Annotated in this window: 2 protein-coding genes; both read right to left on the bottom strand. The window is 57.6% G+C overall.

Annotated elements, in window-relative coordinates; all coding sequences use genetic code 11:
- Nucleotides 1-212 precede the first annotated feature (212 nt).
- Nucleotides 213-4,484, bottom strand: coding sequence for an OmpA family protein (locus AAF465_14775; GenBank protein MEM7083990.1), 4,272 nt, complete (start codon nucleotides 4,482-4,484; stop codon nucleotides 213-215).
- A 450-nt stretch (nucleotides 4,485-4,934) separates the two neighbouring features.
- On the bottom strand, nucleotides 4,935-13,847 hold the full coding sequence (locus AAF465_14770; GenBank protein ID MEM7083989.1) for an SdrD B-like domain-containing protein: 8,913 nt from the start codon (nucleotides 13,845-13,847) through the stop codon (nucleotides 4,935-4,937).
- Nucleotides 13,848-14,088: the final 241 nt, after the last annotated feature.

Below are 14,088 nucleotides of genomic sequence, written 5' to 3'. Positions count from 1 at the left end.
GACGAGCGCGGATTGGTTTGACAACGTTTGCGGACGGCTCGTCGAGTGTTCTGAGGATAACTCAAGAAGACGGTGATGACACACAGCGCTACAGTTAGCGCCCAATACACCGTCATTCGGCGCAGCAATACCGAGTATTTCTGAACAATCGACGAGCCGTCCGCAAACGTTGTCAAACCAATCCGCGCTCGTCCGGTTAGCACTCACCGTGTCTAATACTTACCCAATGCATTGACAAACCAACCGTCTTGATCGTAGTCAAGATTGGTGAGGTCGTCGGAAAAATCGGTAAAGTTATAGCCGATACCGAGTTTCAAATGATCACCAAAGTGGCGATCCAAGCCGATAAGGAAGCCCGAACGCGTGGAGCCGGCTTCGTCAATATCCAGCCAGCGATATTCGGCCAATGCATCCCAGCGGTGTAGCAGATGGTACCGCGCTCGTAGTGCGTAAAAGGTGGTCGTACTTTCAAACCAGTCGCCAGTGTTGCGACCGGCACGTAGTTCTCCGACCCGATACGCGTATTTTCCGCCAATTTCCCAACGCGGATTGAGGCGGTAATTACCTTCGAGTGAGAAGATGTTAGAGCGTTGGTCAGTATTCGTCGCAACCTGATCAAAGCCGCGCAGGTCGTACAAATAGGTGTATTTGGCCAAGAAGTTAAAGCGACCGTGCTCAACAGGCCGATACGCCATGCCGATTTGTGCTTCGGTAAAGCGCGCATCGAACAGCGTGTTGACCGCGTCATCAGTGCGAGACACATTGAGTCGAGCTAAGAATCGCGTGTTGTCACTGTACTTGTAATCCAAGCGGTTTGAGGCCACCCACTGCTCTGCGTCCGTCACATTGCCTTCGTCGCGCCGCAGTTCGAGACGCGTTGTCATGCGCAGTCGCGCGTTTTGATACACGACGCCGGCCGACACCGCGTCGCGTTCAATGACATCACGTCCGGTGTCGAGCTCGCCGGTTTGGAACGTCGAGTTAAACGACCAGCTGCCCTCAGGGGCAAAATCCAAGCCGAACACGTGCGCAATGCCGGCGTGGCGATTATGGTATTCCGCGAATTGATGCTCGTTGAACACCGCTAACCGATTGTTAAACACCGTGCGCTGACCCACGGCAATTTGATTATTCGCTAGCGTGTCGGTGCGATCTGTGGATTGCGAGTAAGTGCCGTAGATGCGGTGACGATGATTGATCTGATGATCGAGTGTGACGTTAGCACCATCTCCACGATGGCCGCTATTGAATTCACTGATGATATTGGTGCGGTCGCCCACCTGTGCAACGACACCCAGCGTGCCCATGTCATTGTTGTCGTACGTGTCGCCCTGATCAATCGACACTTGCCCGCCAGCATAAGCGGTCACACGATCGCTGAGCTTGCGCGTGAGTCGAAGGCCAAACAGCGTGCCATCGCCTTCATCAAGGCGGCTGGAGCGGTTGATGAGCCCGCCGACCGCTTGTGTTTGTGTGTCGACATCAACATGACGCAGTTCTGCCGAGAGCTGACTGCGCTCGCTGAGTTGATAATCTGCCTGCACCGCCAGACGCTGATCGTCACGCTGATTGGCTCGCTCGACGACGCTCGCGCGACCTGACCACGTCCAGCGGTCGCCGATCTTCCCGACGACTTCTGCACCGTATTCGTCCACCTCAACGCCGGCATCTCTTCGCGCAATGGAGAATCCCTCATCGGCGTGTCGATACCAACCACTGAGAATCCACTCAGTGTCCATGCCAAGTTCAAGCGTATTTAAACGCCCGTCGATGGCAAACGCATCTCCCGAGCGGCCAGGCTGAACGGTGTTGGCAATGGAATCGAAAACGAGACCGCCGTTGTTCGACAAGAAACGCTCAACCTGATTTTCGTTGGTCGACGCAAACTCCGCATGAATGAATGTGTTGGGTGCGTATTCCAGCCGCACATCGCCGCCAACCAGATCGTAGTCCTGTGCACCGCCACCGCGATTTTCTTGCGCGTAAGTGAGACCGACCGCAACGTGGTCACCGAGCCACTGTCGACCGCGTAGGCCATAACCGATGTGATCGGGATCGAAGCCCTCGGGTATGTACTCATAGTCGGCGATGAGCACCGCAAGATGACCGTCGAGCGGACCATCTCGCACAATCGAGGGTGTTTGTAGTGGCGTAATTTGCATCAGCGGACGCGACAACATCAACCGTCCCTGAAGTTCATCGACCTCGTAGTCGACACCACGTACCAGCGTAATGTTCTCGAGCACGCGATCGCTGTCGCGATGGCGTAACTCGACACGAACCTTCTCCGACCCAGGGAGAATGTCGGTGTGCTTGAGATAGTACAAGCTGCCGCCGGTGCCAATAAATTCCGAATGCCCAAGCTCCGTCTGGTTCTCCGACACGAACACATTGAGCGCCGAGCGCGCGACCCCGTTTTCGGTCACGCGCGCCGATTGCCAATTCAACTGGCCGCCATAGAGGCTGCGGTTGTACTGCGCTAACTCCGTGCCGGTGAAGCCCGTATGAAAGTTGCCCCACACAGCATGCGAATTATCCCAATCCGCACGCAGGTACAAGCGACCGATCGAGTTGGTATCAGCAATGGTCGTGGAATCGTCGCCGTACACCGGATAGTAGCGATCTGGATCAAGTCGTCTGAAAATGGCCCGCGGGTTTTTTTCGGACAAGTTACTCAGTAAGTCGCTGAGTTCTTCTTCGCGAGAATCCAGTTGCGCGGTGATGAGGTATTTACCACGCACTTTGCCTTTCAGATAAAAGGCGAGACGCCCTTCCACCAGAAAATCATCATCGAAACGATCATCAACACTTAGCGGCTCGATACTGCCCGACAAATCCGAACCCGACGCGGTGACATCCGCCAAGGCGACGATGAACATGTGCTTGCCACTGACGTCCACTGGCACTTTGGCCTCGTCGCCCAACGCACAACGATCATCAAAAAATTCGACTTCCATCGTGTGCTGGCCCACCGGCATCATGTACTCGACCGCAAAATCGCCCGAGGCATCGACCGGCACGAACTGTCCGTTGACCGCCATAGCCGCATGACGCGCCGTATCGTGTCCATGCAAACGAACGCGGCTGCCGTACAGGGCAATATTCTGTTGGATCAGCTCGTTTCGACCATACAGGGCATGTAGCTCATGTGGATAGTCCTGCACGGCACTGCAATCGGTGCGTCCGCGCTCTTTGATTATGCTCTCGCCACCCTCTTCTGCGATGAGACGCGCGACCGCCGCCGTCAAGCCATCGGTAACCGGAACTTCGCGCGATGACGTCGGATCATAAAGGGTGATGGCCGCTTGGCGCTCGCGAAACGGAATCTCGCGCTGACCGGTGATGGACAACTCAACGCGACGGTTCTGCGCACGGCCCTCTGTCGTTGCGTTCGATGCAACCGGCTGCGTCTTGCCATAGCCTAGCGTGGTGATTTGTCCCTCGGCCAGATTCAGACCTTGCTTGAGATAGTCGGCGACCGCCCGCGCGCGCGCCTCGGAGAGCACTTGATTGTTGGCAAATTCATGTCGATTCTCAGGCGCAATACGCACATTATCGGTGTGCCCCACAGCGCGCAGCGAAATATCACTCGCGCCCTGCCACTGACGAATTATGCCGTCAAGCTGTGCCCGATCTGTCGGTTGCAGCACCGTTTTGCGCGTGTCGAATCGTGGCGTCAGTGTATAGCCCAGCGTGTCGTATCGGAAACCGTCCTTGGGCACTCGCATGATCACCACGTTGCCATCCAGCGGTGTCGTCGTGTTGGTGGGCAGCGCCGGTCCGTCACCTGGGAGATTGCCCGAGGGGGTCAAGCGCGTTTGCTGATGCGCGTGGTAATCCGCTGATGACAACGCCGTCATCATTTTTTCGGTCGTGAGGTCCTGCCGCTGTGCCGCGTCAACTGCCCGGGCTTGGTAGTAGAGCGTATCGCCAGGTGTCCACGATGGACGTCGCGGAGAATCCGACTGCCCATCCCACAGCACGCGCACAAAATTACCGGGTGGCAATGGCAACGAAGCGATGGGTTTTAACCGATCAAAATCCTCGCCATCGTAAATGTCGAGTACTGCCTCATCGATAAAGGCGTCGTAGTTCTTATACACAAAAAATGAAATGGGTTTAGCGAGCGCACCGTTTTGTACAGCGAAAGCGTCGTCGGCATGCACGGCCATGCGAGGGTCAACGATAGCTGGGTCTTCGGTCGCCCAAATCTGTCCACCGCCTGGCAAGCGGATTAAAAACTCACCCGCGATGTCCACGCGATTGTTGTTGATACGGGCTTCAGCGGAGTCTTCCGGTTGGGTCGGGCGATCATCGGTGTAACCGATGATCTCGATCGCGTAGCCTTCTCCGGTTAAACACCGCTCGCCCGCGCAGTCTGACGACGCCTGAGCAGGGGCCATAGCGAGTGCCAGTGCGATCGCACTGCGAAGCGTCAACGATCGTTTTGATGAGCCACTTGCTGCACGTGTGTTTGAATCCATACTCAGAAACCTCACGGCACCACACGCGTTTGACGTGCGACCCCTTCCCCCTGTTAGGCACGCTGTTGTGCCGCGCTCGGCGTTGAATTGAGCCTGATCCACGCCTCCCGCGTCAGAGGTTCCGACTCAACATAACCCAACGATCAGAATAGAAAAAATGGTCCGGAATTACCAGCAAATCCCCTGTTAAATGACTGGTGAGACTGACTATTCCAGTGTAAGCCCGGTGTCTCGCGCCATGGCGGCCCTCACACGCCAGCCGGTCGGCTGACGTTAGGCCGATGCCCTGTTCGCCTTCTCCATCACGCCTCTGACTCGCGCGACAGGCCTGGCGCATCGTGTTAGCAGCATGGCGGTCGGTCCACCACTCGGTACTCATCGCCCTCGCGTCTCAGCAGAAAGCCGAGCGCGCATGCCGCCCAAGACCGAGGGACCCACCACTGCACCACGTTAGTGACAGATCTTCGTGACGCGCACAAAGTCGAGCTTAAAGTACTCATGTGGGCCGCTGAATCGATTTTCGATACGAAAGCGCACCACCGTGCTGCCGGCGCGAAAAGCGCTAATATCGATCGACTCGTACCCAGTCTGATTGCCGTGCAGACCCTCGAAGGTTTTTACTACCGTAAAGTACTGGCCACCGTCGGACGACACTTCGACCACGACGCGATCATTGGCCTCCACATTGAATACATGCCACTTAAATTCAAGCGTCGCCGCATCGGTGTTGGACAAATCGACGGTTCGCCGTATCCAAGGCCTGGGCCACGTGCCCGTTGGATTACTGAGTTTGAGTCGGCCACCGTTGATACGCACCGATCCGCCGTAAGGACCCTGCCCCTCCGGATCGTATTCTTTCCAAGGACCCGCCCAATCCATGTCGCCGTCATTGTTGCCATAGGACACATGATTAAAGTGGTCTTTTACATAGCCCGGATCGCATTGCGCGGTGCACTCCTTGGTGATCTTGACGTAGCTGAGTTTGAAATACTCGTTGTGCCCACCAAACCCTTTCTTGATGCGCAGCCGAAGCACCGCGTTCTCCGACAAATAACCGCTTAAGTCGATCTGTTCCGATCCGCTTTGATTACCGTGCAGGCCGGTGTGGGTGTTGATCACCTCAAACGTTTGGCCACCATCCACCGACATTTCGACCAATGCAGTGTCGCTCGGCTCCACATGGGTAACCCACCACTGGTACTTCAATGTGGCGCGCGCAAAGCCGCCGAGATCGACGCCACGCTCAATCGAGACGACCTGATCGGTGTTGTTAACATCGGCCAGCTTCAATCGACCGCTGTGGATGCGGACCGAGCCGCTGTGTGCCCCGCCACCATACGGGTCGTGCTCAATCCAAGCACCCGACCAGGGCATATCACCATCGTTGTTGTCATAGGCCACGTGGTTAAAGTGGTCTTTAACAAAACCCTCGGCGCATTCGCCATCACATCCTTTCAAAATGCGCACATTGTCCACGAGGAACTTATCCCACTGACCACCAAATTTCTTTTTGATGCGGAAGCGAATTGTGGTATTCGGCGAAATGTACGAGGAAATATCGTAATTCTCCGATCCCCCGATGCCCTGTCCATTGCCGCGGAAGGTTTCGAGCACCGTCCAGGTTTGCCCACCATCCGATGACACTTCGACGACTGCTACATCGTTGTGGTTCGTTTCGTGGGACGTATCCCAATCAAACGTTAAAATCGCCGATTGGAAACCGGACAAATTCACCGACCGTCTGGCGGAAGGCTGCTGATGGCTATCCGGATAATCGCGCAGTATTAACCTGCCCTGGGCGACCATAACCGAGCCTGCGCTCGCGCCGCCGCCCTGTGGGTCATGCTCTTTCCACGGCCCAGACCAGTCCATCGATCCATCGTTGTTGTTGTAGCTAACGTGTTCAAATTCGTCCGCCACATCGCCATCGACGCAGTCGGCCGTGCCAAAATAATGACTCGGGTCGCTCGCCGACACCGCCCCACCGCCCGGCGTCATGGCCGTCACCGTGCCGATGTTCATGTACTGACCCGCCGTTGCTGTGCCCACGCCGGTGCAGGTAAGCGCACCACCGGCCGCCAGCGTATCGGATGGACAACTCACGGCCACGCCCTGGTCATCGCTCACTGTCACGCCCACCACATCGACATTACCTGGGTTGGTAACGATATACGTCCAAGTCACCGTCTCACCCACAGCGATACTCGGTCCAGGTGCCACATCAGCGTCTTCCCCGTTGGTGAGCTTCTCGATCACCAACTTGGCGCTCTCACCAAAATAGTGACTCGGATCGCTGGCGGTTACCGTCGTGCCACCCGGCGTCGTCGCTGTCACCGTGCCAAGGTTGGCGTACTGACCGGCGGTCGCCGTACCGGAGCCAGTGCAAGTCAGTGACGCCCCCGCCGCCAAGGTATCCGCTGGGCAGGTCACCACCACGCCCTGGTCATCGGTCACGCTCAGCCCAATAACATCGACATTGCTGTTATTCGTGATCGTGTAGGTCCACGTCACCGTCGACCCGACCACGAGCATGGGCCCGGGCGCGACATCGGCGTCCGCACCGTTCGTGGCTTTCTCCATCACCAGCGCACCGGCCTCACCGAAGTAGTGACTCGGATCGGACGCGCTGAGGGTCGTACCGCCCGGTGTCGAGCCGGTAACCATACCCAGATTTGTATATTGGCCAACCGTGGCCACACCGGTGCCGGTGCACGTAAGTGACGCACCCGCCGCCAGCGTGGACGATGGACAGGTCACCACCACACCTTGATCATCCACCACACTGATGTTGCTGATCAGCACATTGGTGTTGTTCGTGACCACGTAGGTCCAGGTCACCGCGCTGCCTGTTGGCAATGAAGGCCCCGGTGCCACATCAGCATCTTGCCCGTTGGTGGCTTTTTCGATGCTCAGCGTGCCGCTTTCGCCAAAGTAATGACTGGGATCCGAATCGCTAAGCGGATTGCCACCTGGTGTCATACCCGTCACGGTACCGACGTTCATGTATTGTCCCGCAATCGCGGTGCCCATACCGGTACACGTTAACGAGGCGCCCGCCGCGAGCGTATCGCTTGGACAGCTCACTGCTACGCCCTGATCGTCAGTGACGGTAATGTCGGTCACGTCCGCGTTGGTGTTGTTGGTAACAATATAGGTCCAGGTCACCGTTTCACCCACTGCAATCGACGGACCGGGCGCCGCATCCGCGTCTTGCCCGTTCGTGCGTTTTTCGATGGACAGCGAACCGCTCTCGCCGAAGTAGTGACTCGGATCTGTGTCACTCAGTGAATTGCCCGACGGGGTACTGCCCGTCACGGTGCCAATATTCATGTATTGACCAGCGGAGGCCGTGCCAGAACCGGTGCACGTGAACGACGCACCGGGCGCTAAGACTGCCGACGGGCAGCTCACGACAACGCTCTGATCATCGGTGACCGTAATGTCGGTGATCTCGGCATTGCTGTTGTTGGTGACCACATACGTCCAGGTGACGGATTCGCCAACCGCGATCGATGGCCCGGGCGCGGCATCGGCATCCTGTCCATTGGTCGACTTCTCGATATCGAGTGTGCCGCTTTCCCCAAAGTAGTGACTGGGATCAGTGTCACTCACTGAGTTACCCGACGGCGTAGTCCCTGACACGGTGCCGATATTCATGTATTGACCCGCCGTCGCCGTGCCCGTGCCGGTACAGGTCAATGACGCTCCCGGTGCGAGCGTATCCGATGGACAGCTCACCACAACGCCTTGGTCGTCTGTCACCGTGATGCCGGTCACCTCGGCGTTGGTGTTGTTGGTGATGACATAGGTCCATGTCACCGCGTCACCAACCGGGATCGACGGTCCCGGCGCACTATCTGCATCCAGTCCGTTGGTCGATTTTTCGATGTTCAAGTTGCCGCTTTCTCCGAAGTAGTGACTCGGGTCCGAATCACTCAACGAATTGCCGCCGGGCGTGGTGCCCGCCACCGACCCAATATTTTGATATTGACCGGCCGTCACGGTGCCGCTGCCCGTGCATGTGAGCGAGGCCCCCGGCGCTAAGGTGTCTGATGGACAACTGACCGAAACACCCTGATCGTCGGTCACCGCGATAGTAGTAACCTGTGAATTGGTGTTGTTGGTCACAACGTAGGTCCATGTGACCGTTGAGCCAACCGCGAGTGAAGGCCCAGGCGCCACGTCTGCATCGATACCGTTTGTGGCTTTTTCGATGTCGAGCGTGCCGCTTTCACCAAAGTAGTGACTCGGGTCCGTGTCGCTCAGAGGCGAACCGCCCGGCGTCGTGCCCGATACGGTGCCAATATTTTGGTACTGGCCCGGTGCGACCGTACCCGAACCGGTGCACGTCAATGAGGCACCCGGGGCCAAAGTATCCGATGGACAGTTCACGGACACCCCTTGGTCGTCGGTGACGGCAATACCGGTCACTTGCACGTTGGTGTTGTTCGTCACGACATACGTCCAGGTCACCGTACTGCCGACGGTCAATGACGGTCCTGGCGCGGCATCGGCATCTTGCCCATTGGTCGACTTCTCAATGTCGAGTGTGCCGCTCTCGCCAAAATAATGGCTGGGATCGCTGTCACTGATCGAATTACCACTTGGCGTACTACCGCTCACGGTACCGATGTTGGCGTATTGCCCCGCTGTGGCTTGCCCGGTGCCCGTACACACCAGTGAGGCACCCGGTGCTAACGTGTCGCTCGGACACGTTACCACCACACCCTGATCATCGGTGACGACAATACCGCTCACCTGCGCATTAGTGTTGTTGGTGACAACATAGGTCCACTTGATCTTACTGCCCGCTGCAACGGAGGGTCCCGGTGCAGTATCGGCATCCTCACCATTCGTGGCTTTCTCGATCTGAAGCGTGCCGCTTTCACCAAAGTAATGACTCGGATCCGAATCGTTGAGCGAATTGCCACCCGGCGTCATGCCGCTAACGGTACCGGTGTTCATGTACTGGCCCGCTGTTGCCGTACCGGAGCCGGTGCACGTTAGCGACGCGCCCGGTGCAAGCGTGTCGCTTGGACAATTGACCGCCACGCCCTGATCGTCCGTCACCGTGATGCTCGTGACGTCGGCATTGGTGTTATTGGTCACCACGTAGGTCCATGTCACGGTGCTACCGACTGCGATTGACGGACCAGGTGCTACGTCCGCGTCCTGGCCATTGGTCGATTTTTCAATATCGAGGGTGCCGCTCTCACCGAAGTAGTGGCTCGGATCAGCGTCGCTCAGCGGGTTGCCGCCTGGTGTGGTGCCCGTCACCGTACCGATGTTCGTGTATTGGCCTGCTATGGCGGTACCGGAGCCGGTACACGTTAATGAGGCCCCCGGTGCCAGCGTATCGCTCGGACAACTGACCACGACGCCCTGATCATCGGTCACCGTAATACCCGAGACAGTGCCATTGGTGTTGTTGGTCACCACGTAGGTCCAAGACACCGTCGCGCCCACGGCGAGTGCTGGCCCTGGCGCGCTGTCTGCGTCTTGGCCGTTCGTTAATTTCTCAATGTCCAATGTGCCGCTCTCACCAAAGTAGTGGCTGGGGTCAGAGTCGGTAAGGGTATTTTCACCCTGCGTCAAGCCGATTACCGTACCGATGTTGGCGTACTGACCAGGCACCGCCGTGCCCGTTCCCGTACACGTGACAGAGCCGCCCGGTGGTAACACGCTAACCGGGCAGCTGACGATCACACCTTGGTCATCCGTCACGCTAACGCCTGACACGTTGACGTTTGCATTGTTGGTGACGACATAGGTCCAGTTGACGACACTACCGACGTCTAGCGCTGGGCCCGGCGGTAGGTCTGCATCTTGGTCGTTCGTGAATTTTTCGATATCCAGCGTGCCGCTTTCACCAAAGTAATGACTCGGATCGCTGTCGGACAGTGTGCTGCCGCTCGGGGTGCTGCCAACCACCGACCCGATGTTGGCGTATTGACCGGCGATCGCCGTACCCGAGCCGGAGCAGGTGAAGGACGCGCCCGCCGCCAAGGTTGTCGCCGGGCAAGTGACCGTCACACCCTGATCGTCTGTGACCGAGATCGCGGACACCTCTGCATTAGTATTGTTCGTGACGATGTACGTCCACGACACCGGGCTGCCGGCTAAGAGAACTGGGCCAGGCGCGACATCGGCATCTAGCCCGTTAGTCGACTTTTCGATGTCCAATGAGCCGACCTCACCAAAGTAATGGCTCGGATCAGACGCACTCAATGCCGTGCCACCAGGTGTGTTGCCGGTAACTGTGCCAATGTTGGCATATTGTCCTTCGGTTGCGGTGCCCGTTCCGGTGCACGTGATCGACTGACCCGGCGCGAGCGTCGACACCGGACACGTGACTTTCACGCCTTGATCGTCCGCCACATTGATCCCCGTCACCTCGACGTTTGTGTTGTTGGTCACAACGTATGTCCAGGTGATCGGCGTGCCCACGGTGATAAATGGGCCGGGCGCAACGTCGGCATCCTCACCATTGGTGGATTTTTCGATGGCTACATTGCCGTCTTCCCCGAAGTAGTGGCTTGGATCATTACCGCTGAGCGCCGTGCCACTTGGGGTCGTACCGGTGACGGTTCCCAAATTCATGTATTGCCCAGCGGTGGCCGTACCGGTGCCGGTACACGTTAACGTTGCTCCGGGTGCCAGAGAATCAGCGGGGCACGTGACCGCCACACCCTGGCTATCGGTGACGCTGATGCCGGTGACCTCAACGTTGGTGTTATTGGTGACCACATACGTCCAGGTGATCGCACTACCGATCGCAAGCGAGGGGCCAGGCGCCACGTCGGCGTCTTCACCGTTTGTGCGCTTCTCCAAATCAAGTGTGCCGCTCTCGCCAAAATAATGGCTCGGATCGCTGGCATTCAACGCGTTGCCGCCCGGTGTGGTCGCCGTGGCGCTGCCGATATTTTGGTATTGCCCTGCCGTGGCGGTACCGGTACCCGTACACGTTGTCGACGCGCCTGGGCTCAAACTAGAGACCGGACACGTCACCACCACTCCCTGGTTATCGCTCACCACCAAATCGGTGAGCGTGACGTTGCTGTTGTTGGTCACGGCGTACAACCAATTGACGGTTGACCCCGCGGCAACGAAGGGTCCTGGTGCGGTGTCTGCATCCTCGCCGTTGGTTGATTTTTCGACCGAGAGTGTGCCCGATTCGCCAAAATAGTGACTCACATCGACGTCGCACGCGCTCGCACCGACGTCGGTGGCGTCGCCACAGGCTTCGGCTTCATTGCGATACTGGCCCGCGATCGCCACACCAGAGCCGGTACAGGTAATTGTCGCGTTCGGATCAATCGTGGCCCCGCTACAGGTCAGCGCCACGCCCTGGTCATCGACGACAGTCACGTTCGACAAAGTGAAATCACCGGTATTGGTGACCACATACGTCCACGTGACCGTATCACCTTCCAATAAAAACGGTCCTTGAGCCGGTGTATCAGCATCAATGCCGTTGGTGGATTTTTCTACGCTCAACGACACCACGCCACCAAAATAATGACTGGGGTCGGACGCGGTGACATTCGGACCAACGGGCGCGGCAGCATCCACGGTTCCGACATTGGCGTATTGCCCCGCTATGGCTTGACCCATGCCCGTGCACGTCATCGTGCCGGCGGGAGGCAGCGTGTCACTTGGGCACACCACATCAACACCTTGATCGTCGACAACGTTAATGGCATTGAGCGTCACATTGCCGGTGTTGGTGATGATGTAGCGCCACTCCACCGGCGCGCCCACCACTAAAAACTCACCGGGCGGGGTGTCCGAATCGGCCTGATTGGTCTGCTTTTCAATCGTCACAGACGGCTGTGCACCAAAGTAGTTACTCGCATCGGTCGCCGAGACAAACATCGGATTGTCACTGCCATCGTTAGCCGTCACAGTCGCTACGTTCGTGTATTGACCCGCCTGCGCTACATCTTCTGGCGCGGTGCATTGGGTGCCCGCGCCCGGGGCCAACTGATCGGTGGGACACGTCACGTTCACGCCCTGATCGTCGACCACCTCCAGCTGAAACAAAAACTCCTCGCCGGTGTTGACCACATCGTAGGTCCACACCACTGGATCACCGGCGAGCACAAACACGCCGGGCGCGGTATCCGCGTCGACGCCGTTGGTCGATTTTTCCAACTCAATACTCAGGGCGCCGGCCTGCATCACGCCGAAGTCAAAGTCGACCACGCGTTCATCGGAACGCAGTTCGAACACAGGCGTGAGGCCGCGCCGATTGGCGTCGCTGTCCAAGGCGCCGCTTGCGCCTTCATGGGCGTCTGTTGCCACCAGATTGTTGGGCGCAACAAACTGCAGTTGATAGTGCCCGGGCGGAATATTATCGAGCGTGTAATAGCCCTCGGCATCCGTTTGCGTTTGCGGCCCCACCGGCACGCCATAGGCGTCCAGCAATAGAACCGTCACGTCGCCAAGACCCGACTCCTCAGGCTGCTGAATCCCGTCGCGATTGCTGTCGAGCCATACGCGATTACCCAACGATGCGCCCCGATAAAAACCGCTATCAATGCCGTAGTAGCTGCGAGGCCAGGCCACCAGCGTATCGTGACTTTGATAAAGCCCCACATCACCCTCAAAGCCATCGATGAACAAATCTGAACTGCTCAAAAAGCCACCGCCGACGGAATAGCGCACGCGGTAACAATCGGGTTTTAAGCCGGAGAAGAGATAGTCCCCATTGGTGTCGCTGATCACACGCTGCACGCGACCCTCTGCATCGAGCGCCGGATTGCCGTCGCACGTCAACAGGTTCACTTCCACACCCGCTAAACCCGGTTCGCCAAAGTCTTGGCGGCCGTTGGCATTGCGGTCTTCCCACACGCGGTCACCAAATTCCGATTCGCGTGGCTTGATAACGTCGATGTTGAGTCCGGGTAGTGACTGCCCTTCCTCCAGATCAAACTCGCCACTCAATCCAGTCGTGGGGTCTAACTTTATGGCCGTGTTGCCTGTGGCGCTTTGATCGTCGCGCACCACGCGATAGCCCTGCTCGGTGCGCACGCGAAATCGATAGCAACCCGCGGTGAGGGTTGGAACCAAAAAGTTTCCCTCCTCATCGGAAATGACGCCGGTTACAAAATCACCCGTACAATGGAACACACCGATGTGCACGCCCGCCATAGGGGCCCGCTCAAATACGTTATACGTATCCGAGTCGACGGTCCACACATGTCCACTGAAGGATGATGACAGGCTGTCGGCGCGAGCGTTGGAATCCTCGAATGTGTTACCCAGCGACAGCGCAAGTAAGACAAACAGAATCTTCCGCAGATGTCGAACTGTTCGCCCGTAATCGTTGACGTGAGTTGAGTGAAGTAAACCCATTGCCATGATTATTACCCCCAGAAAGGCTCGCGTGTGGTCGGCCCTTCTATTTGTTTTGATTATTGTCTGTACTCGCATCCCACGATGACCCACATTGGCCGATAAGCAAACGGCGCATCGGTCTGTGAGGGTCAGCGCGTATCACGCGCAGTCGCTTCGTATTAAGTCCGCCATCGCACCCTATGCTTCGTGTTCTTATCGCGAGCGTGGCGTATTGTCAGCGTCAACCGATGACGATCAAAGGTCT

It is taken from the genome of Pseudomonadota bacterium (assembly GCA_039028935.1).
Lineage (GTDB): Bacteria > Pseudomonadota > Gammaproteobacteria > Steroidobacterales > SZUA-146 > SZUA-146.
The sequence above is the reverse complement of the archived record's forward strand: the minus strand, read 5'-3'. Positions and strand labels throughout refer to the sequence as shown.